This is a genomic window from Gemella sp. 27098_8_149 (assembly GCF_041433745.1).
In the GTDB taxonomy this organism is placed as follows: Bacteria; Bacillota; Bacilli; order Staphylococcales; family Gemellaceae; genus Gemella.
The window spans coordinates 1-21,469 of the sequence record NZ_JAPWCB010000002.1 but is presented as its reverse complement, the minus strand read 5'-3'; the positions used below and the strand labels follow the sequence as shown (position 1 = coordinate 21,469).

The following is a 21,469-nucleotide window of genomic DNA, read 5'->3' as shown; positions in this document are numbered from 1 at the left end:
TTATTCCTCTTTGTTTTTCTCTTCGTTTAAGAATTTTTCAACAATAAATCTTGGGCGTCCTTTTGTTTCTAAGTAGATTTTACCTACGTATTCACCCACAATACCTAGTGAAATCATAATCATTCCACCGATAAACCACATTGATATCATTAAACTTGACCAACCTGGTCTTGCAAATCCTGCAAAATAACTATACAATGTGTAGAAAAATACTATCGCAGCAATAAATATCATTAATGCTCCACCTATAGTAATAAATCTAATTAATTTTACAGATAAAGATGTAATACCTTCAAAAGCGAATGCTAACATCTTAGATAACGGATATTTACTTTCTCCCGCGAATCTTTCTGCACGTTCATATGTAACGATATCACTTGGATATCCTATCATAGGAACAATCCCGCGCAAGAATAAGTTCACCTCTTTAAACTGAGCTAATCCTTCTAATGCACGTTTACTCATTAAACGGTAATCAGCATGGTTAAACACTGTATTTGCTCCTAATTTTTCCATTACTTTATAGAAAGCTTCAGCTGTGAAACGTTTAAAGAATGTATCCGTAGTTCTTGCAGAACGAACACCGTAAACAACATCAGCACCAGCTAGATATTTCTTCATCATTTCATCCATAGCGTTAATATCATCTTGTAAATCAGCATCCATAGAAATACTTACATCACAGTGATCTTTAACTGTCATAAGTCCTGCTAAAAGTGCATTTTGGTGTCCTCTATTTCTACTTAAATTAATACCACTGAATAATGGATTTTTTTCATGAAGTTCTTCTATCATTTCCCATGTTCTATCTTTTGAACCATCGTTCACTAAAACAACACGGCTATCTTTCGAAATTAAATCTTCTTCTATCATAGAATTCATTTTAACTTCTAATCTTTTTGCAGTCTCGTTTAATACCTCTTCTTCGTTGTAACAAGGTATAACTACATATAACTTTTTCATTACAAATCTCCTATTTTATTTTTTACTTATAGCTTTATTAAGTCTATTCAACAAAGCTTTATTCTCTTTCGTTTCTTCGATTGGTAGTATAAAAATCTCCTCTACCTTTTCTTCATCAAACTCCCTTAGAATATTATATAAATTTTTATTAGATTGTTCAACACTTTTCTCATTATCTGCTAAATATTTTATAGAAACATTTAAATCATTAACTCTAGATTCCATTTCTTTGTATGTAATAAAACCTGTTTTTTGATTTTTATCTTTTAAAATATTTATTAAATTTTCAAATGAATCATTAAACAATACTAATTCCGCTTCAGGAGAATAATGTCTATATTTCATTCCTGGCGATATAGGTGCGGTATTCTGTGTAAGTACTTCTTCATTATACTTCACACTACCTTCTCCTAATACAGACTCAATATCTTCTTTAGTAATATCCCCAGGGCGCGCAATAACAAGTGGATATCTTGTACAATCAATAACCGTACTTTCTAAACCGATATCCGATTGTTCATCTTCGATTATTACATCTATTTTCCCATTCAAATCATGATACACATGTTCAAATTTTGTCGGAGATGGCTTTCCACTTGTATTAGCACTTGGTGCTGCTAATAGAACTTTAGTCTCTTTTAATAATTCTCGAGCAGTAACATTAGACGGCATTCTGACAGCTAACGTATTTAAGCCCGCAGTAACCTTTTTAGAAATACCGTTATTTTCTTTAACATTTAAAATTAAAGTCATCGGACCTGGCCAGAACTTATCTATCAGTTTCTTAACATTTTCATCACTATAATCAACGATATTATCTAGCTGACTCATTTCATAAAAATGAACAATTAGCGGATTATCACTCGGACGACCTTTCGCCTCATATATCTTACTCACCGCTTCATCATCCATAGCGTTAGCACTTAAGCCATAAACAGTTTCTGTTGGAATAGCTACAAGCTTCCCTTTTTTATAATACTCAGTTAACTTACTGTATATCTCTTCTTTACTTTCACTTTTCGAAATATTAATTATTTCAGTTTCCATCCTATCTCCTTTCTAAAATTTCATACTACACTAACATTATAAATATTGTAATAACTATTATTAATATATAACTTAAATAATCTAGTTTATTATACTTTAGTACTTTATACTTACTTCTTACCCCGGTAGTAGAATAACCTCTCACTTCCATTGCAGTAGCAAGCTCATCAGCTCTTTTTAAAGTAGCTATAAATAACGGTATCAGTATAGGAATAAACTTCCTTACTTTCTGCGCTAAGCTTCCTTCATTAAAATCTGAACCACGTGACACCTGTGCATTTATTATTCTATTAGTTTCTTCTAATATAGTCGGAATAAATCTAAGTGAAATAGATAATACTAGCGCAAAAGTCGAGATCGGAACCCCTACTTTTTGCAGGAATCCAAGACTCTTCTCTATTGCACTTGTTATTTCTGTTGGCGAAGTAGTAGCCATAAAGACAACCATTATCGCAACAACTAAAATAAACCTGACTGTAATCAACGCAATTCCTAAAAGTGCACCACTATAAATCTTCCAACCTAATACTTCATACAACACATCACCTTTTTTATTAAAAACAAGGTGAATCAACGAAGTAAATAAGATTAGTATACTAATAGCTTTTACACTATTAATTAAAAACGCTGGACTCGTTTTAGATAGTATAACTATCGCAAGCAGCAATAGTATTAAAATAAAAAATTCTAACACATTATATGCAATAAAGACATCTACTAAGTACCAAATTACAAAAAATATTTTAGTTCTCGGATCAAGATTGTGAATAATAGTATTTAATGGAATATACTTACTTATTAACGAATTATTCATTTCTACTACTTCCTATCTTATTTTTTAAAGCATTAATTAATTCTTCATATTTCCTAGGAAATACATCCAATACTATATTATTTGCTTCTAATTTTTTGTAAAACTTCAATACTTCTGGTAATTCTAATGAATTCTCTTTAAGAATTTGTTCATTCAAGAAAAGGTCCTCCACTTTTCCTTCAAAACTAATTTCTCCATTTTTCAAGACGAAAATTTTATCCGCATATTCTAATACATAATCCATATTGTGAGTTACTAGCACTATCGTCATATCGAACTCTTCTTTGAGTCTTTTCACCATAACCATGATTTCCTCACGACTCCGATAATCAAGAGCTACTGTCGGTTCATCTAATATTAGTACTTTAGGTTCTAAGGCAAGCACACCACATAAGGCAACCTTCCTCATCTCGCCTCCTGACAATTCAAAAGGAGATTTATCCAAGTAACTCTCGTCAAGTCCTACTAATTTTATTAATTCTTTTGCTTTCGAGATAGCTTTCTCTTCTGCTACTCCGTAATTTAAGGGTGCAAAGATAATATCTTTTAGTACACTTGTTTCAAATAACTGCTGTTCAGAAAACTGGAATAACACCGCAACATCTTGTCTTAATATTTTCAGTTTTTTAGCCAATTCTCTTCTTTCTTTTTTACTCTGTGGATTAGTAATCAATATATTATCTACTGCTACTTCTCCTTTTGTTGGTAATAATAAGCCGTTAATATGCTCTATAAGGGTAGACTTTCCGCTACCTGTCTTACCTACTATTACCGTATAACTTCCTTCATCTATCTTCAAGTTTATATCTTTTAAGACTTCTCTAGCATATGGGGTCTTATAATTATAAGTATAGCTTACACTTTTTAAACTAATTTGCATATTTTTCTTACTACACTCCCCTCGTCTTCTTCTATTTCAAATAATTCTTGATTCAGGTAATTGTTTAAGTCTTTTTTTATTCTTTCTACAAAAGGAACCTCTAAGCTATATTTTTCTAAAATCTCAGTATCAGCATATAGCGTTGTATAATTTCCTTGATAAACTATTTCTCCGCTTTCTAATATGACAATATCATCTGAATAAATACTCTCTTCTGCATCGTGAGTGATAGAGATTATAGTTATTCCTTTTTCTTTATTTATTTTTTTTATATACTCTAAAATAGACTTTTTAGCTTTAGGATCAAGCATACTCGTAGCCTCATCCAATATTAAAATCTCAGGGTCTAAAGCTAGCGAAGATGCTATTGCCACCCTTTGTTTCTGGCCACCTGATAATGATGAGGGCTCATATTTTCTATAGTCTGTCATATCAACAATTTCTAATACTCTATCCATTATCTCATCCATCTTTTCTTGAGGAACATTTCTATTCTCAAGCCCAAATGCTATATCTTCTTCTACGGTAGATCCTACGAATTGATTATCAGGATTTTGAAAAACAATAGCTATTTTATTTTTTATATCATCATAAAGTTCTTTATTATACTCTTTATTATTAAAAGTTACTTTCCCAGAAGTTGCTAAATTCTGCCCATAAATCAACTTCATAAGCGTTGATTTTCCGCTTCCGTTTTTTCCTAAAACACTAAGCCAGCGCCCTTCTTTTATTTCTAAATTTATATTTGATAATGCAGTCTTTTTAGAACTAGAATATTGAAAAAAAACATCTTCAAATTTTATCATTTTATTACCTAATTTTCTACAGAATATCTTTTTATTATAACAAATATCCCGATTTTTCTCAAACTAAATGGGGATGATTCAAAAGTCCTAAATTTTAACAAAGTTTATATGAGAATTTATAAACTGTACGGGGGTGACTCTAAAAAATCGATTTCTACAAAATCACGATTTTTGAATCACTCCAATCTATTATTTATTACAATAAGCTTTTAAACTATTATTTATAAATTTATTTATTTTATCATCATCATAAAGCACTTCTTTAAGATACAATCCTGCTGCATCAGCTTTCGGTCCTGCGAATTGTCGTTCCTTTTTTTCTAATATTTCTTTAACATAATTCGCTTCATATTTACCTGCAGCGACATTTTGTATAGTTCCGATAATTATTCTAACCATATTATATAAGAACCCATTCCCAGTAATTTCAAAGTTTACAATATTAGGATTAACCGGATCTTTCTCCATAGTTAAACTATATATCGTTCTAACCTTATCTTCAACGCTAGAATTTTTCGAACAAAATGATGAAAAATCATGTTCTCCTATAAAATATTGCAAGGCTTCTTGAGCTTTTTCGAAATTAAAATCAAAACTATGTTTACCCACATAATTTAGTAAGAATGGATCCACTTCTCTTCCAATATGAAGTTTATAATAGTATGTTTTTTGTGTACTATTATACCTAACATGAAAATCTTCAGAAGCTGACGTCGCTCCCACTATTCTAATGTCTTTCGGAATAGTAGCATTAAGCGCCTTAACCCATGCTTCATCTGGAATATTCAAATCCGTGTCAAAATGCAATACCTGACCATAAGCATGAACCCCACTATCCGTTCTTCCACTCATATAAAGTCGTACATCTTTTTTATTAATTTTCTTTAAACTTTTCTCAATTTCTTCTTGAATTGTATTATTATTTGGTTGTATTTGAAATCCATGGTAATTACTACCATCATACCTACAAAGTAAAACTACTCTCACTCTTATCTCCTAAATGTTTTATTTTAATTTTTATTTCTTACTTCTTAACCGTCGTATTAGTCCTTGAATGCTTTCTAACAACTCACTCTATATGCTATTATACCATAACAATAGAAAGAGAAAAAGATAAGATAAGATAAGAGTTGAACACAGTAACAAATCAGTAAAAATCACGCTTAACTTTACTCAGTTGGTATACAAAATTTCAACTTTATCCTATATATTAAAAATATTATTTTAGAAAAATAAAAAAGAGTGACTCAAAAATTTCGATTTCAGAAAAATCGATTTTATCGAGTCACCCTTACTCAGAACACATATAAAGTTAATTAATATTATACTTTATTCAATTCTAAGATTCCCATAATATCTTTGCAAATATTATAACTTGCATGCGGTAAATAATTTTTTATCATATTGTATTTAATCTTCTTAATATTATCTTCAAAAAATAGTTCTTCTAAACAATCTAGTACTTCTTCTAAATTTTTAGCGATTTTTGCCATTCCATTTTTCCTAAAGTAGACAGCATTTTCCATCTCTTGTCCGGGAACAGGATTAAAAAGAATCAGTGGAATATTACTTGCTAATGCTTCAGAAATAGTTACTCCTCCTGCCTTAGTTATAAGCACATCAGCAGTCTGCATCCATTCTCGCATATTTTCAGTATATCCTAGAATTTTAACCATTTTTTGTTCAGCATAATCAATTTCTAATTTATTCTTTAATGCTCTATTTTTACCACAGATTGCTACTACTTGAGTATCTTTATTTTTCTTCAGTATTTTCCCGATAAGATTCGAAAAATCAGTAGATACCCCAAAAGCACCAGCAGATAATAAAACTGTCTTTTTATCTATAAATAATTTATTATCTTCCAACCATTGTTCAACATCCATTTTATTATCGAATTTTTCAGCAATCGGTATTCCAAATTTCTTAACTTTTTGTTTTTCTACATTTAACTTCAATAACTCTTTTTCAGTTCCATCTGTCGCTACATAATATCTAAATGCACCTTTAGTTAACCAACTTTTATGAAAATGATAATCCGTTATTATATTAACTATCGGTATCTGCCTATCTTTCAATAATGATAAAGCTGGAGTTGGAAATGTTGATACTATGATATCTGGTTTAGCTTGTTTTACTAGTTTTTTCAAATACTCAGAACTAAAATATCTATAAGCAGAGATATTACTATGATTTTTTCCTGCATAGTATAAATACCCGTAAACATCTCTAAAATATGAAAAGCTATATAAATATAATTTTTTTAAAACTGGTGTCAAATTCGGATGAGCCTGTAAAAACAAGTCTGTTTCGATAACTTCAACCTCATCAGCATAATATTTTTCAAACGTTTCTTTAATATTTTTTGATACTTGAAGATGTCCATTTCCAAATGAACCTGTTATTAATAAAACTTTTTTCATATTACCTCACCTCTACTTTTTATTATAATAGACAAAATTATAAGTTAATACTATAACGCTACCTAAACACATCCCAGCCATTGTATCCGTCGGATAATGTACTCCTAAATATACTCTAGAAGTCGCTATAAATAAAATTCCTATTATCGCTATAAGAATAGGAAAATAATTATTATTTCCTTTCTTCGATAATTTAATAAATATTAACGCCAATGTTAAATACATTATTGTCGCTGAAGTCGTGTGCCCACTAGGAAAACTTAAGCTATTTAATTCTACTAAACGATGAATATTAGGTCTAGGACGATTAAAAATTATCTTAATAAACGCCATCACTATACCACACGTTCCCATTGTAAGAGTTAAAAATAGAGCCTCTCTTTTAAACTTACTCACAAATAAAATAATAACTATTATAGCAGTTATTATTGCACTAGGTTTTTGATCTGCTATATTTGTTGTATTTAAATATATGCTTGTAAGCATTGGATTTTCTAAACCTTGAATAAAATTAATAATCATACTATCCAAAGGTTTCAAAAAACTATTGTAACCACTCGCAATAAGACCAAACATCACTATAAAAAATATAACTAAACGGTTTTGATTATTTTTTGTCATTAAATCTCCTAACCTTTTTAAAATTTCTAATTCATATCATATTACCATAGTTTTATACATAATGACAGCAAAATAATATCATATTCCTTTTTAAATTACTTAATTTCTTATTGATTTATATTATTAATTTCAATTGAAAATATTTTATAATAGACATCATTTTTTATTATAATTTCGAAATTATATATTTAACCGTATCTTCTTACACATATAATATTTCTCTTTCATTATTTTCATATATTTATCTTATTATATTAACTATCTATTTCTTGAATTTTAAAACATATTCTATTATAATTATTAAGTTAATTAAATAAGTTTATACAGGAGCTTGTATGTCAAAAATAAAAAAAATTATAATATCAGTAATACTACTATTCTCTGTAGTAATTGCTAGTTTGTATTATTACGGACGTTTCCACAACGTTAACTTTTTCGACTTTAAATATATACAATCATTTTGGAAAAGTAACGATCACAATACTAATACAAACGATACAACAAAAGATAATCATAACAATATAGAAAAAACAAAAGAACCAGAAAAAAAAGGTAAGAGCCTAGAAGAAAAGCAAGCTGTTATGAAAGCTGATACCCCTACTATGAATGCATATGGTTTATATTATGACTACGCTAATATGACTTTACCTGAAGTTATACAAGCATATGCAAAAGAATATGGGATAAAAAATTCACAAATAGCTTTTTCATATAAAAACCTAGCAACTGGTGAATTAATTGAAATGAATGAAACTCAACCTATGACTGCTGGTTCTACGTATAAATTACCGCTTAATATGTTAGTAGTAGATAACTTTGAAAAATATAACTTATCTATGACTAAACGTTATGACATCACTAACACTTACTATGAGTATGATGGTGAGCACAATACATATGTTAAAGTTTTTAAAGGGGCTATGACTATTCCCCAAATGCAATACTATTCATTAGTTCATTCAGAAAATACTCCTGCATACGCGCTTGCCGATCGCCTTGGAGGTATGAATGAAGTATACAAAATGTATAGCAACTACGGTGAATCTAAAGCAGAATTAAAAAACTTTAGTACCGAAAATAAAACAACAACTAACTATTATATTCAGGTATTACAACACCTTTGGGATAATAGAGAAAAATATAAAGACATTCGCGCGTATATTGGTGAATCTTTCCCAGGAGACTACTACAAACGCTATCTTCCAAATCTGGTGATAGAACAGAAACCTGGATATGTTAAAGAAGCACTAAATGTTGATGCTATTGTTTATGAGAAAACACCTTACATTATCGCTTTATATACTGCAGGTTTGGGAGGAGCTACTCCTGCTACTGAAGAAGTAAACCTTGTCGGATTAGATCAAGTAGGACAAATTTCTTATGTTATAAACGAATGGCACCGAGTTAATATGAATCCATAAATTTAATACACTCTTTAGAGAGGGAGTGACTCTACAAAATCGATTTCTTCGAAATCACGATTTTTGAGTCACTCCCCTTCTATTTTCTTTTGACAAATTCCTTATAATCATATATAATATTTTGTAAAGTTATAACTTTACAAAATATTATATGGAGGTTGTTATGTTTTGTAATAATAGATTGAAGTCCTTACGTACTAAACGAAAAGTTTCTCAAACTGCAGTAGCTGAACATCTCGGTGTTACTCGTGCTGCCTACAATAGTTGGGAAAAAGGAAAATATATACCAAATAAAAAAAATTTAGATGAACTAGCACTTTACTTTAATGTAGAGACTACTTACTTTGAATCAGAGTATGAGATAGTTAATAAATATCTCCAATTAAACGAGATAAATCAAAAGAAACTTTTGACTATGGCTAACGAGCTATATGTTTCTCAATTATATAAATATCAAGTTCACGCAAAACTATCCGCTGGTTTAGGTAACTTTTATTATGAAAATTATGAGTTCGATACTGTTTACTTCGACAAAGACATATCACACGATATAGCCTCTTGGATTGATGGGGATTCTATGGAACCAAAATACCACAGCGGTGATGTTGCCCTGATTAGAAAAACTGGATACGATTTTGACGGATTGGTTTATGCAGTAGTCTATAATGAAGAAACATACATAAAAAAAGTTTTCCTAGAAGAAAATACAGTTCGTCTAGTTTCTATTAATGACAACTACAAAGACATAATAGCACCGATAGAAGAAGTAAATATAGTAGGAGTTGTTACAGATTCATTTAAACCTATAAAAGAGGTGTAGTAACATGGGAATAATCGACTATACATTAGAACCTCATTCAGATATAGCCTTCATAGATATGAAGTCTTTTTATGCAAGTGTAGAATGCGTAGAACGTGGACTTAATCCTTTAACAACCTCACTTTGTGTAATGAGCAGAAGTGATAACTCTAACGGTTTAATATTGGCAAGTTCTCCTGTTTTCAAAGAAGTCTTTGGAAAAAATAATGTAGGTAGAAGTTATGATCTTCCCTTCGATATTAATACACGACGTTTTTCATTTTATAATGCAAAAAGACAAGGTCTTGAAATAACTCAACAATATATTAATCATATTGAAGCTTGGGCTAAAAAAACGCTCATCGTCCCTCCAAGAATGACTCTATATATCGAAAAAAATATACAAATACTTAATGTACTTAAAAATTATGTTCCAGATGAGGATATTCATCCCTATTCAATAGATGAAGGATTTATCGATTTAACACAATCTCTCAATTACTTCATAAAAGATTCTATAAAAACAAGAAAAGAAAAATTGGACATAATTTGTGCGAAAATTCAACATGATATATGGAAAAAAACAGGTGTTTACTCCTCTGTAGGAATGAGTAATGCAAATCCTCTTTTAGCAAAACTTGCGCTAGATAATGAAGCGAAAAAAACTCCAACTATGCGTGCTAATTGGTCATATGAAGATGTTGAAACAAAAGTGTGGCATATATCTTCACTTACTGATTTTTGGGGAATAGGAAACAGAACAGAAAAAAGATTGAATAAATTAAAAATATATTCTGTTAAAGACTTAGCAAATGCTAATCCAGATGTATTAAAAAAGGAATTCGGTATAATTGGAGTTCAGTTATGGTTCCACGCAAATGGAATCGATGAGAGCAAACCTTCAAAACCTTATAAACCAAAATCAAAAGGCATAGGTAATTCACAAGTACTACCTAAAGATTATAAGGTTAAATCACAAATAGAATTAGTTTTGTCAGAAATGGCAGAACAAGTCGCAATAAGACTAAGAAGAGTTAAGAAAAAGGCAAAATCAGTACATATCCATATCAGTTACAGTAGAGTTGAAAGCAAAAAATCTATTAATGCATCTAAAAAAATCACCCCTACTCAAAGTACAAAACAATTAACCGATCATGTTCTATCACTTTTTAGAAGTAAATATGACGGTGGTGCCGTACGCTCTATTGCAGTTAGATATGATAACCTAATAGATGATAATCTTACAATTTATACATTATTCGATGATATTAAAGCTATTGAAAAACAAAGAAAAATTGATAAAACACTGGATACTATACGTGATAAATACGGATTCTTATCAGTTCAAAATGGAAGTATGTTAATGGAAGGTTCACGTGTGAAAGAAAGAAGTAAACTAGTAGGAGGTCATGCTGGTGGCATGGATGGACTAATATGATAAATAGAAATTATCTTCCCTATAAATCTGCAAAAGAATACGCTGACCGTGGGATGGCTAAATGGATGGGCTTTTTCATCTCAGAACACACTACCGCGATTAATACTCAAGGTGATACTATAGATTTTTCCAATAATATGAATGAAGATGAAAAAAGACTACTACTAAACCAACTTTATTTTTTTAAAGGTCTATCGTATTTATATACCTCTACTCAACGTGAACCATATCTAGGAAAGGTTGTTGATTGTACTAGCGATATTATTTATTTTTCAACTAAACAAAATATACTGCAAATTTCAATTAGCGATATTATAAAAGTTTCTTTAGCAGAGGAATTAGACTATGAACAAACTTAATCAACATGAAGTCCAATTTGATTATTTTAGTAGTAATTACGACCAATTCGAAAAAGACTTCTATAAATATTCTGCATTGAATGTACCTTTAACATTTTTAACAGACGATATTTTAAATTTAATGGTAAATAACAATAGTAATTTTTTCAGATTAACCGCTAATAAATCAAAAGATAAAAGAGATCACTACTTCTTTTTCAAAGTTCAAACTCCTTTAGAAAATAAAATGGTGAGAATCTTTCAATATATTGGACATAAATTCATAAATGAAAAATAAACTCGAAACTAGGATATCTTCCTAATTTCGAGTTTATTTATTTTTTAATTTCTCTACTTTGAATCTAATAGATTCTATTGTTTTTGTTTTCTTCTAATCGCTATCGCTGCTACTAGAGCTAGTAACGCCATACCAATAGTCTGTTCTGACTCTAAACCAGTTTTTGGTAATTCTTCTTTTTCTTTTTTAGAAGCTTCTTTTTCTACTGTATTAGAATTAGTAACAGTATTGTTAGAATTTTCTTTTTTATATTCTTTTTTATAGTCAGCCTTAGCAGGTGTAACTATTTGAACACGACTTTCTAAATCTTTCGCACCTACTCTAATTCTTTCTAAAATAGTAAATTTACTGAAGTGGTTTATTTTGAATTGCAACGAACCGTCACTAAAGCTACTTTCAACTTTTTCTAAAATATTGTTGTCCGCTATGTGATATACTTCTAATTCTGCATTGTCATTTTTTACTACAGATACTTTAACTGTACGTTCAGCATCACTATCTAATTTTTTACCATCTTTTTTGAAATGTATTTCAAAAACTTCAATAACTTTATATTCATTACCTAGTTTTTCTATGATGGTCTTGTTAAGATTCTCATCATTTATTGCACCTACAAAGACGTCGTCAGCTTTTATTTTGTTTTTATCAAAAGATACAGCTACATCACGCCCAGATAATGTTGCAGATAAAACTTTATTTTCAACTGTCGCACTATTCTCTGAGTTTTCTTGTTTTTTATTATTAGACGAATCTGTTTTATCTGAAGTTTCTTTCGGAGCTTCTTTACTAGGAACTTCTTGTTTATTTTCTGGAACAGTTTGTCCTTTAGAAGCTTCCTTCTTATCAGTTTCTTTTACAGATTCTTTCTTATCTTTTTTATCTTCAGCTTTTACTGGTTCTTTGTTTTCTTTTTTATTATCAGTTACTTTTTCTTCTTTTGGTGCGACTTTTTTAGTCTCATCTTTCACTGATTCTTTGTTTTCTTTCTTATCTTCAGTTACTTTTTTTCCTTTTGCTTTTTCTATTTCTACTGAAGAATTACTCTTTAAAGAATTTTCTAAAATAGCTTTTACTTTTTGAAGATTTACATTATTAGGATCAACGGCTAATAACTCATTAACTTTAATTAGCCATATTTCTTTTATTTCTTGTTCTTTCTTTTTGTCAACCTTAATATCAGCAAATAAATAATTTATAAATTCTTTTTCATCTACAGTATTCCAGTCTATCTTATCTTCTAAAACAGATTTAATTAAATTATCTTCTTTATTGATTTCTGTTCCTGATACTAACGATACATTCTGTTTTGAAGCTTTTAACTCCATTTCAGGTACAGTTGTCGTTTTTTCAACTTCTTCTAAAATAGGTTTATCAACTACATTCACCATGTGAGATTCTTCTTTTTTCTCTTCATGTTTACAATCTGCGCACCCTATAGCTGCAATAGGTTCTACAGGTTTTGGGCTTAATTCAGGTTTAGGCATTATTTTTTCAGGTTCATCTAAAACAGGTTTGTTTACATGCTCTAAATTAACATCGCGATTAACTTCTGCATGTGCAACAGCATTGTTTGTTTCTTCATGTGCATATGCTGTTCCAAGAGAACCCGCAGTTATGCCTATTAATATACTAACAATGCCTACTGAAACCTTTCTAATCGAATATTTTCTCGTACCAAACATAATTTTCTCCTTATCAACTTACTTAAAAGTTATAATTTACTTATTTATCTATCTTTTTTATTATAGTATATCTCAGAAAAATGAGCAAGTGTGAACATACTTTAATAACTTACAATACAAAAATACCAGAATCAAAAAGTTAAATATTCTACTTTCCTTATTGATCCTGGTACATAATAATATCCATATTTTATATTATTTAATTTGATGTTTATTCATTTTCTCTTGGAAAATGGCTGTAATAATTTCACGTAATTCTTCTTTTTCTTTTTCTGGCCATTCTCCCTCTTTTTGAGCTGCTGCGTATAATTCTGGGTATTCGATAGAAATTCTCTTAACTGTACGAGTATTAGCATGTTTTCTTACAAAAAATGGAATTTTCTTCATTAGTTCTTCTGGAACCAATGAAAGTATTCTATCCGCAGTTTCTTTATCACTAATTACCGAAAAAGTAAGACCTTTCTTTATCTGTTTTTGTTCTTGTTCTGTAAAATCTTCTAACTTCATTCTTGTTCTCCTAAAGTATATATGTTTTCAAGTAAGATTATATACTAATAATAGTAAAACAACAAATGAATTCAACTGATAGAGATTATCAATATTACAAGTTACCAATTTTCAAATTATTACTTAAAAATAATAGCCACCTTTTATAAATATTCAACAATATAGGCTACTACTTTTAAAATACCAACAATAATACTCTATTAATAAATTACCTACTTATCACCCTTCACTATCAAAGTTACACACTCAACCCAAACAACTTATAAAATTCACCTTTTCTATCCATCAAATCACTAAAAGAACCATCTTCAACAATAACACCGTCTTTCATAAAAATAATTCTATCATATTTTTTCAAAATAGCTTCATTCAACTTGTGAGTAACAACAAGCGCTGTCAAATTTTGAATTTTCAAGATTGAATTTTCAATTTCAGTAGTAACTTTATTATCCAAAGATGAAGTAGCCTCATCTAATAATAAGATTGGTGTTTTACGAATTAAGGCACGTGCAATGCTAAGTCTCTGTTTTTGCCCACCGGATAAATTTGATCCACCCTCACCACATAAAGTTTGCAAACCTAATTCATTTCCTAAAATATAATTTTCTAACCCAGACTCCTGTACAGCTTGTTTTATCTCATCATCTGCGAAAGGTTGATTAAGTGTAATATTCGCACTTAAAGTATCATCAAAAATATAAACATCTTGTTGAACTACAGTTATTAAGTTATACAGACTCTCTGACGAAATATCTTGTAAATCTTGATTATCAATTGATATGTGCCCACTTGTTACATCATAAAAACGCAATAATAGATTTAGCAAAGTTGATTTCCCACTTCCTGACATACCTACGATTGCAATTTTTTCTCCCTTTTGAATATTCAAAGATAAATTATTAAAAATCTTTTCTTTAGCATTAGGATAAGAAAAATCTACATTTGAAAAAGAAATTACATCACCGAAATATTCTTTCCTTTTACCTGTTTGAAGTTCGGGTACAGCTTTCATCTTAAATGAACCTAGTGTTGCCTGACCTTCACGGAATTTACTCATTCCCATACCAATTTCATTAAGTGGAATTACTACAAAATTGACTAGTTGAACAATAGCTGTTACACTTCCAATTGTGGTATGGCCATCGAAGACAAGATACATTCCTCCACCAAAGGCTACTAAAAAAACAATCATCCCTGAAAGCTGAGAAATAACATTAGCAAAAACATCAAATTTTCCTTTTATATAATAAATCTCATCCAATTTTTTACTTTCATGATTATAATCTTGACGAATAGCTTCTTTCACATTAAAACTTTTAATAACCAGAAATCCTGCTAAAATATCTTTAACTTTAGCTAAATACTTCTGATCAGCAATAAGAGCACTATTTTGTAAAGAAACTGACTTTTGTCCAATAACTCCTGAAATTATCATTGGAATAATGCTGGCAATGATAACCAATAAGGTTAAAAACCAGTTACCTATAAACATGGCTATTAGCGAGAAAATCATCAAAGAAAAGTTTTTTGAAATATTAAAATACTGGTACAAATAGTCTTGCTCAATTTTCTTCATATTTTCAGTCAATATAGAAATATATTTTCCTGATTTCTCCTTAGAAAATTCTCTATAATCCTTATCTAAAATTGATTGAAACACCTTATTTTTATATCTTGACATGATTTTTCTAACAAGTTTATTTCTCAATCGAAGAGATATGAAATTAAGACCAGCATAGACGAAAATAACAACAGCGCCAACTAATACAGCTTCAGTTAGTGCTTCTCTATTTTGGGACAATCCACTATCAATAATATCTTTAATAGAATAAGCAAAAGCAATATTAGTTAAAGGAACTAGCATATTAAAAATCATGAAAGTATAATAAAACTTTTTATGATTCTTTATCAATTGTTTCATTCTTAGTCCACCTCATAATTATTAAATTTTATTTAGAAAATGTGACATAAAATATTCTTCTAAGTCAATATTTTCTCTCATAATTTCTTTCATAGAAATTTGTTCAATCATTTCTCCATTTTTTATAACACCAATCTTGTCTGCTATCTGTGAAATTTCGGATAAGATATGACTTGAGATTAATATTGTAATTCCATGTTCCTTAGAAAGGGTTAACAAAAGATTTCGAATTTCTTGAATTCCTATTGGATCCAAACCATTAATTGGTTCATCTAAGATTAATAATCTAGGTTTTGTTAAAAAAGCTCTAGCTAAACCGAGTCTCTGCCTCATTCCTAACGAAAACTCTTTTACTTTTTTAGTAGTATTTTTTAATCCTACCATACTTAAGACATTTATTATATCTGATTCAGTAATATTTCCCCCCATATACTGAGCATGAATTTTCAAGACTTCTTTTGCAGTACAGTTTTCATAAAAAATTGGTGTTTCAATAATACTACCAATCTGACTTAAAATTTCTTCTCTGTGTTCTTGTAAATTTTTTCCAAAAATTTCAATACTACCAGATGTAATAGTTGATAAGGATAACATGCATTTCATTAAAGTTGTTTTTCCAGAACCATTTGGCCCTAGAAATCCATATATTTCTCCTTCAGAAATTTGAAGATTAATACCACTTAAGATTTCTTCCTTATCAATAGTTTTAAAAAGTTCTTTTATTTCAACAACATTTTTCATTTCTATACCTCTCTTTCTTCAATACGAGATTCTTTTTTTCAGGAATATAAATACTAACTTATATAGTCTCGTCATTTAAAGTAATTATCAAAGAACTGTTACATACTTTAGTCGTTATATTTTTATTCCTTAAACAATTCATTCCAATAAATTAAGTTATACTACTTGATATTAATATCTTTTCTTGAAATATTATAAATTGAAACTGAAGCAATAATTATACTTATGAAGCTAGCAAATATTAAAAATAATAAGTTGTTAACAAAATTATTAGTCAAACTTCCCGGAGTTGCATTAGATAGTAATGCTGCTAAACCAAGTCCTGAAAGCATTGTTATAGGTATTGAATACTTAATCATACCTATAACAAAAGGTAATATCCCAATTAATACTATTCCAAACGTAATTCCTATTAGATTAATTAATTGATTAACTACTGGGATATAATTTGATTCAGTTAAAACCGCGACTAATTTAATTAATAATTGAATAACTAAATGTGCAGTAAAATGCGCAATAAATGATATTACAATCACCGATATAACTTTTCCCCATAGTAATTTAATTTTAGAAATAGGGTAAGAAAACAACTGAAAAACTGTTCTTTGTCTAAATTCATCAATAAAAATTATAGACAATAAATAAGCTTCAAAAATTAAAAATGCTGCTTTTGTAAATAAAGCTGAAAACAATGATGTTGCAATTGCCCAATTTCCCCATTTATCAGTAATTCTAAAATTATTAGAACTCTGCCCTACAAATTCTCCTAATTTATTATCCGTACCTAGCCCCATGACAATAATTCCTGTAACACCTGATACTATCAATATAGTAACAAACCAAGCCAACAATAATTTAGATTTCGAAACCTTATTGATTTCAATCTTAATAAGCGACAACATAGATTTTTTCCTCCTAAAAGTAAATATAGTTTATATTATTTAAACTATTCTGAATACATATTTAAAATAACCGTTTAAATCAAATAAGAGTATAAAACATACCAACGGTATTTCAAAACTAAAAAATAATACATACTCTTGGTATGTCAATAAGTTTTTTAATAACATACCTGAGTATGTTATTTTTAAAATATCAAATACTTAAAATATATTTATAGAACAATAACTGATTAAATCGATAAAAAGTTATTACTAACAAGCATATAATAAGACTATCTATTTAACACCTTTTAAGTGATCAAATAATTCGAAAATTATCTCCATCATTTCATCAGAAATCAATTGTACCCCTAGTCCATCAAACGAAAGTTTAATGAATTTCATTTTTCTCTTTAGTTCCTCTACTGAATAAACAGAAATTTGGAATCCAATCCAAATATTCAAAGTTAAAACAATCAAATCAGCCAGTTCTTCTGGATATTCTGTTTTAATTGATTCATCTTTAACACCTTCGTAAACTCTTTCTCTAATTTCTGGTAAAAAATCAGAAAATAAACTTAAATACTGTTCTCCTAACAAACGTGGACTTCTTAACTTTATCGAAGCTGAATATACAAGCCTTTGTTGTTCAAAATTAGAGAAAGCATCCATCAAAGAATTTTGTATTTTTTCTAATCCAGTATCTCCCCTCCAATTATAATTTAGAATTTCTTGATTATTTTCTCTAATAATTGATTGTAATATCTCCTGTTTCGATTCAAAATGATGATAAATAACACCTTTCGTCAATCCACCTAATCCATTTATTATATCTTGTATTGAGGTATTATCAAATCCCTTTTTTAAAAATAAATCTTTAGAAACTTCTAGTATTTTTTTTCTAGTTTCATGTGGATTTCTATTCCTTGCCATAATATCTCCTTTCTCATACCAACGGTATGTAATTTCATTATAATCCTCTAAACTAGTAATGTCAAGTTTCTTATTGTTCCTCCTACTTTATTTTTTAGAGTTTACTCTTAATATTAGTTCAAGTTATTATACAAAGTAATCTTATATTCTCTCCTCTTTCGTACATCACAATGTATTTACCGTTTAATAAATTGCTATGTTATTGCGTTTTATTTAATTGTTTGAGTTAGAGGAACTGGAATTTAGATTTTAACCTTTACGAAAAATAAAACAGACTATTCTCCTAAAGTATGTTCTATACCATTATAGTTTAATGCAAAGTGTAGCTATATAGTCATTTCCATAATGTGATAATCTATGTCTTTTATCACACGACTCATAAAAATCTATCATAGCAAGACCATTTTTAAGCTGTCCTCTAATCTGAGTTTCTAAGGTATGACTAAATTCATATCCATATTCTGGGTTTATAGTTAATTTTCCTTCCTCTTCAAGCTCTTTTGAATTAAAAGGGATTGAAAATTTTAGATGTAATTCCTCATCAGGTTTGTCCCATACAATGTCAGCATCGTACATGTATATCCAAGGATTCATAAATCCGACCATTAACAATCCACCCTTTTTCAATACTCGAGAGGCTTCTTTATATATGTTTTCTAAATCTTCTACATATACATTTGAAACTGGATTAAAAATAATATCAAAAGTTTCATTTTCAAATGGAAATGGTTTTGTCATATCACCTTGAACTGTGTTGATTTTTAAGCCTTCTCTTTTAGCAACCATTTCATCTCTTTGTAATTGTGATTTAGAAAAATCCATTATGGTTACATCATAACCTTTTACAGCAAAAACTGGTCCCTGCTGACCACCACCACAAGCTAAACCTAATATCTTTTTTCCGTTTGCTTTTTCAAACCATTCTTTTGGAACTTTTTTCCCAACAGTTAATGCAACAGAAATTGGATTATTTCTAGCTTCTTCTAATTGTTCATGTGTCAACGGCTCAGTATAGTCATTTTTTACATTATTCCATCTATCTTCATTTAATTTTATATAACTGTTCATCTTATAATCTCCTCGTAATTTTTCAAATGTGAGTTATCTTTAAAAAGTATTCAATATATTTTTATTTGCGGTACTCCTCTAAAAGGAAGTTTACGTTAATTTATCTTTACTTCCTTGTATTTTTTCATTTATGGCTTACTTGCGATTTTTTTGATGGGCCTTTATTTTTTTTATAGCCCAATCATAATGGCTAGAAGTAGCACTGACAAAATAAGATCCCAATGTACTCCCGCCAACCCATTTATAAACTTTTTTTGAAAATAATTCTTCATTTGTAAAGTTTTCGGCTAGTTTCAAAATATCTTTATGAGATTTTTGTAAAGCTTTTGTTGCATCTTCTAGAGACGTATTCTGATGCTTTTTCCAAAATTCTACATTCATATCGCCGTAAGTTCTCCAGTTATATGGTTCAGGAATAAATGATTTCTCTTCTCCCTTTTGATTGGAACGTACCCAATTCAAAATAAGTTTATGCCATTCATATAGATGAATTAAGATATCTCTTAAGTTTTTATCTCTTCTCCAATGAGCTTCTTTTTTCTTTTTATCTTTTGAAAAATCAAAAGGTGTATTTAACTCTTCACTCGTCATCTTTGAAATAAGTAAGTTTAACTTTTCATAACTTTCCTTGGCAACTATCATTAAATCATTTTTTGTCGTTGGTCTTGGCACAATTAATCCCTCTCTTTACAAAATACTATATTATTATCTTTTATAATTTTCTTCTATTAATCACCTTTCACAAGTAGCGTCGCACACTCCATATGAAAAGTATATCCAATCATCCTACCTGCATCCATAAACCTTTTAACGACAACCTTATACTATCATTAAAAAGTATCAGATATATTTTTATTTGCGGTACTCCTCTACTTTGAATCCATATTCATTTAGAAGTTGTTTTGAATAAATTTTTTCATTTTTTGAGTTTCTAACTTCTTTCCAAAGGATAGCCGCAACTTTTAACTTGTTAGAATAATTATTGCTAAATTCATCTGCACAAAATTCTTTCAGAAATTGATTCCACTGACAAGTCGAATTATCATACTTTGCATAATCTGACTCTCCATAATATATTTTTATCATATCTTGAATTGTAAATTCTTTATCGTTATCACTTTTTACTTTTCTCCAAGCCGTTGCCATATCAGCATTAAATTTAAACGGGCTAACTCCTGTTACAGCTGAAAAATAATCTCTAAATTTTTGGTTAAAAGAAAAACCACATTCTAGCAATGGTGTATTTAAAGATATTACTTCGACATGTTTTTTGTTTACTTTCCTCGTAGACTTTTCTATTCTATTTCCCTTGAAATATTGGTCAATAATATAGTTCAATTCTTTCTTTGTACATCTATACTCTAGTCCAAGAGACTTACATATTTGCGAAAGTTCTTCTCGATACCAATAGTACTTGTTAAATTCCTCAAATGATTCTATATCTTTAAAACTAGGTCTAATTTCTATCACACACTCACCTCCAAAACTTAAATTATATATTTTCCTCTTAATCAACTTAATTTATTTTATTATACAATACTCCTTAGATTTCGTAAATTAAAATAAAGACTTACTCCAAGTTACCGATATCCTTTAACGATAGCCTTAGAATAAGCCTTTATTTTCTATACTTCATTTATTCACTAGTTTTAACTTTTGACATTAATACTACACACTCATCGATTCACTGTTACCTCATCACTACCGCTCTACAACAACTATCTCATAAAGCATTCATAATTAACGGCTTCGGTCTACGCCCTTGTCATTAAAACGACTGCTTCAACATGGCTCGATTCTCCAACAAGTAACGTATTTCATATCCACTGTACACAGGAATGGTAGCACACCTATTTTCGCCTTAAAATGGGTATGTCGAAACGATACC

Annotated in this window: 22 protein-coding genes; 5 read left to right on the top strand and 17 right to left on the bottom strand. The window is 29.4% G+C overall.

Annotated elements, in window-relative coordinates:
- From O3801_RS01270 to O3801_RS01235, 8 genes are all read right to left on the bottom strand, one after another.
- Positions 1-963 carry a glycosyltransferase family 2 protein gene (locus O3801_RS01270; RefSeq protein ID WP_371453746.1) on the bottom strand — a complete coding sequence of 321 codons (963 nt, stop codon included), beginning with the start codon at positions 961-963 and terminating at the stop codon, positions 1-3.
- Positions 964-978: 15 nt separating this feature from the next.
- Positions 979-2,010, bottom strand: coding sequence for an L-threonylcarbamoyladenylate synthase (locus tag O3801_RS01265; protein WP_371453744.1), 1,032 nt, complete (start codon positions 2,008-2,010; stop codon positions 979-981).
- Between the two features lie 25 nt (positions 2,011-2,035).
- Positions 2,036-2,824: an energy-coupling factor transporter transmembrane component T family protein gene (locus tag O3801_RS01260; protein WP_371453742.1), complete on the bottom strand. Its 789-nt coding sequence runs from the start codon at positions 2,822-2,824 to the stop codon at positions 2,036-2,038.
- Positions 2,817-3,704, bottom strand: a complete 888-nt coding sequence (locus O3801_RS01255; RefSeq protein WP_371453740.1) for an energy-coupling factor transporter ATPase — start codon at positions 3,702-3,704, stop codon at positions 2,817-2,819. The genes O3801_RS01260 and O3801_RS01255 overlap by 8 nt, the downstream gene beginning before the upstream one ends.
- A complete protein-coding gene (locus tag O3801_RS01250; RefSeq protein ID WP_371453738.1) occupies positions 3,689-4,510 on the bottom strand; it encodes an energy-coupling factor transporter ATPase in 822 nt (273 codons plus the stop codon). Before O3801_RS01250 ends, O3801_RS01255 begins: the two co-directional genes overlap by 16 nt.
- A gap of 189 nt (positions 4,511-4,699) precedes the next feature.
- Positions 4,700-5,497: a tRNA pseudouridine(38-40) synthase TruA gene (gene truA, locus O3801_RS01245; RefSeq protein ID WP_371453736.1), complete on the bottom strand. Its 798-nt coding sequence runs from the start codon at positions 5,495-5,497 to the stop codon at positions 4,700-4,702.
- Between the two features lie 335 nt (positions 5,498-5,832).
- Positions 5,833-6,933 carry an MGDG synthase family glycosyltransferase gene (locus tag O3801_RS01240; protein WP_371453734.1) on the bottom strand — a complete coding sequence of 367 codons (1,101 nt, stop codon included), beginning with the start codon at positions 6,931-6,933 and terminating at the stop codon, positions 5,833-5,835.
- Positions 6,934-6,945: 12 nt separating this feature from the next.
- The gene (locus tag O3801_RS01235) at positions 6,946-7,554 is read right to left on the bottom strand and encodes a phosphatase PAP2 family protein (RefSeq protein ID WP_371453732.1); all 609 of its coding nucleotides are present in this window, start codon (positions 7,552-7,554) and stop codon (positions 6,946-6,948) included.
- Between the two features lie 335 nt (positions 7,555-7,889).
- Here O3801_RS01235 and O3801_RS01230 point away from each other — a divergent pair, with 335 nt between their 5' ends.
- The 5 genes from O3801_RS01230 (at position 7,890) to O3801_RS01210 (ending at position 11,848) form a co-directional block, all read left to right on the top strand.
- On the top strand, positions 7,890-8,975 hold the full coding sequence (locus tag O3801_RS01230; RefSeq protein WP_371453730.1) for a serine hydrolase: 1,086 nt from the start codon (positions 7,890-7,892) through the stop codon (positions 8,973-8,975).
- Positions 8,976-9,138: 163 nt separating this feature from the next.
- The gene (locus O3801_RS01225; RefSeq protein ID WP_371453729.1) at positions 9,139-9,795 is read left to right on the top strand and encodes a LexA family transcriptional regulator; all 657 of its coding nucleotides are present in this window, start codon (positions 9,139-9,141) and stop codon (positions 9,793-9,795) included.
- Positions 9,796-9,799: 4 nt separating this feature from the next.
- Positions 9,800-11,212 (top strand): Y-family DNA polymerase, encoded by a 1,413-nt coding sequence (locus tag O3801_RS01220; protein WP_371453727.1) that lies wholly within the window; start codon positions 9,800-9,802, stop codon positions 11,210-11,212.
- Positions 11,209-11,571, top strand: a complete 363-nt coding sequence (locus O3801_RS01215; protein ID WP_371453725.1) for a hypothetical protein — start codon at positions 11,209-11,211, stop codon at positions 11,569-11,571. The genes O3801_RS01220 and O3801_RS01215 overlap by 4 nt, the downstream gene beginning before the upstream one ends.
- The gene (locus tag O3801_RS01210) at positions 11,558-11,848 is read left to right on the top strand and encodes a DUF5960 family protein (protein ID WP_314160676.1); all 291 of its coding nucleotides are present in this window, start codon (positions 11,558-11,560) and stop codon (positions 11,846-11,848) included. Before O3801_RS01215 ends, O3801_RS01210 begins: the two co-directional genes overlap by 14 nt.
- A gap of 74 nt (positions 11,849-11,922) precedes the next feature.
- On the opposite strand, the gene O3801_RS01205 is transcribed toward O3801_RS01210, so the two are convergent.
- The 9 genes from O3801_RS01205 to O3801_RS01165 form a co-directional block, all read right to left on the bottom strand.
- Positions 11,923-13,530, bottom strand: a complete 1,608-nt coding sequence (locus tag O3801_RS01205) for a YSIRK-type signal peptide-containing protein (RefSeq protein WP_371453723.1) — start codon at positions 13,528-13,530, stop codon at positions 11,923-11,925.
- A 195-nt stretch (positions 13,531-13,725) separates the two neighbouring features.
- A complete protein-coding gene (locus O3801_RS01200) occupies positions 13,726-14,037 on the bottom strand; it encodes a hypothetical protein (RefSeq protein WP_371453721.1) in 312 nt (103 codons plus the stop codon).
- A 238-nt stretch (positions 14,038-14,275) separates the two neighbouring features.
- A complete protein-coding gene (locus O3801_RS01195) occupies positions 14,276-15,958 on the bottom strand; it encodes an ABC transporter ATP-binding protein (RefSeq protein ID WP_371453719.1) in 1,683 nt (560 codons plus the stop codon).
- A gap of 21 nt (positions 15,959-15,979) precedes the next feature.
- Positions 15,980-16,699 (bottom strand): ABC transporter ATP-binding protein, encoded by a 720-nt coding sequence (locus tag O3801_RS01190; protein WP_371453717.1) that lies wholly within the window; start codon positions 16,697-16,699, stop codon positions 15,980-15,982.
- Between the two features lie 161 nt (positions 16,700-16,860).
- Positions 16,861-17,601 carry an ABC transporter permease gene (locus tag O3801_RS01185; RefSeq protein WP_371453715.1) on the bottom strand — a complete coding sequence of 247 codons (741 nt, stop codon included), beginning with the start codon at positions 17,599-17,601 and terminating at the stop codon, positions 16,861-16,863.
- Positions 17,602-17,877: 276 nt separating this feature from the next.
- Complete coding sequence (locus O3801_RS01180; protein WP_274459406.1) at positions 17,878-18,513, bottom strand: TetR/AcrR family transcriptional regulator; 636 nt, start codon at positions 18,511-18,513, stop codon at positions 17,878-17,880.
- Positions 18,514-18,816: 303 nt separating this feature from the next.
- Positions 18,817-19,581, bottom strand: a complete 765-nt coding sequence (locus O3801_RS01175) for a class I SAM-dependent methyltransferase (protein ID WP_371453713.1) — start codon at positions 19,579-19,581, stop codon at positions 18,817-18,819.
- 135 nt (positions 19,582-19,716) lie between these two features.
- Positions 19,717-20,253 (bottom strand): ClbS/DfsB family four-helix bundle protein, encoded by a 537-nt coding sequence (locus O3801_RS01170; RefSeq protein WP_371453711.1) that lies wholly within the window; start codon positions 20,251-20,253, stop codon positions 19,717-19,719.
- A 180-nt stretch (positions 20,254-20,433) separates the two neighbouring features.
- Positions 20,434-21,048: an SAP domain-containing protein gene (locus tag O3801_RS01165; RefSeq protein ID WP_483299470.1), complete on the bottom strand. Its 615-nt coding sequence runs from the start codon at positions 21,046-21,048 to the stop codon at positions 20,434-20,436.
- Positions 21,049-21,469: the final 421 nt, after the last annotated feature.

Bases quoted from the DNA above. Each gene is read 5' to 3' on its own strand.
- O3801_RS01270 (WP_371453746.1), bottom strand. From the start codon at position 963: ATGAAAAAGTTATATGTAGTTATACCTTGTTACAACGAAGAAGAGGTA.
- O3801_RS01265 (WP_371453744.1), bottom strand. From the start codon at position 2,010: ATGGAAACTGAAATAATTAATATTTCGAAAAGTGAAAGTAAAGAAGAG.
- O3801_RS01260 (WP_371453742.1), bottom strand. From the start codon at position 2,824: ATGAATAATTCGTTAATAAGTAAGTATATTCCATTAAATACTATTATT.
- O3801_RS01255 (WP_371453740.1), bottom strand. From the start codon at position 3,704: ATGCAAATTAGTTTAAAAAGTGTAAGCTATACTTATAATTATAAGACC.
- O3801_RS01250 (WP_371453738.1), bottom strand. From the start codon at position 4,510: ATGATAAAATTTGAAGATGTTTTTTTTCAATATTCTAGTTCTAAAAAG.
- O3801_RS01240 (WP_371453734.1), bottom strand. From the start codon at position 6,933: ATGAAAAAAGTTTTATTAATAACAGGTTCATTTGGAAATGGACATCTT.
- O3801_RS01235 (WP_371453732.1), bottom strand. From the start codon at position 7,554: ATGACAAAAAATAATCAAAACCGTTTAGTTATATTTTTTATAGTGATG.
- O3801_RS01230 (WP_371453730.1), top strand. From the start codon at position 7,890: ATGTCAAAAATAAAAAAAATTATAATATCAGTAATACTACTATTCTCT.
- O3801_RS01225 (WP_371453729.1), top strand. From the start codon at position 9,139: ATGTTTTGTAATAATAGATTGAAGTCCTTACGTACTAAACGAAAAGTT.
- O3801_RS01220 (WP_371453727.1), top strand. From the start codon at position 9,800: ATGGGAATAATCGACTATACATTAGAACCTCATTCAGATATAGCCTTC.
- O3801_RS01215 (WP_371453725.1), top strand. From the start codon at position 11,209: ATGATAAATAGAAATTATCTTCCCTATAAATCTGCAAAAGAATACGCT.
- O3801_RS01210 (WP_314160676.1), top strand. From the start codon at position 11,558: ATGAACAAACTTAATCAACATGAAGTCCAATTTGATTATTTTAGTAGT.
- O3801_RS01205 (WP_371453723.1), bottom strand. From the start codon at position 13,530: ATGTTTGGTACGAGAAAATATTCGATTAGAAAGGTTTCAGTAGGCATT.
- O3801_RS01200 (WP_371453721.1), bottom strand. From the start codon at position 14,037: ATGAAGTTAGAAGATTTTACAGAACAAGAACAAAAACAGATAAAGAAA.
- O3801_RS01195 (WP_371453719.1), bottom strand. From the start codon at position 15,958: ATGAAACAATTGATAAAGAATCATAAAAAGTTTTATTATACTTTCATG.
- O3801_RS01190 (WP_371453717.1), bottom strand. From the start codon at position 16,699: ATGAAAAATGTTGTTGAAATAAAAGAACTTTTTAAAACTATTGATAAG.
- O3801_RS01185 (WP_371453715.1), bottom strand. From the start codon at position 17,601: ATGTTGTCGCTTATTAAGATTGAAATCAATAAGGTTTCGAAATCTAAA.
- O3801_RS01180 (WP_274459406.1), bottom strand. From the start codon at position 18,513: ATGGCAAGGAATAGAAATCCACATGAAACTAGAAAAAAAATACTAGAA.
- O3801_RS01175 (WP_371453713.1), bottom strand. From the start codon at position 19,581: ATGAACAGTTATATAAAATTAAATGAAGATAGATGGAATAATGTAAAA.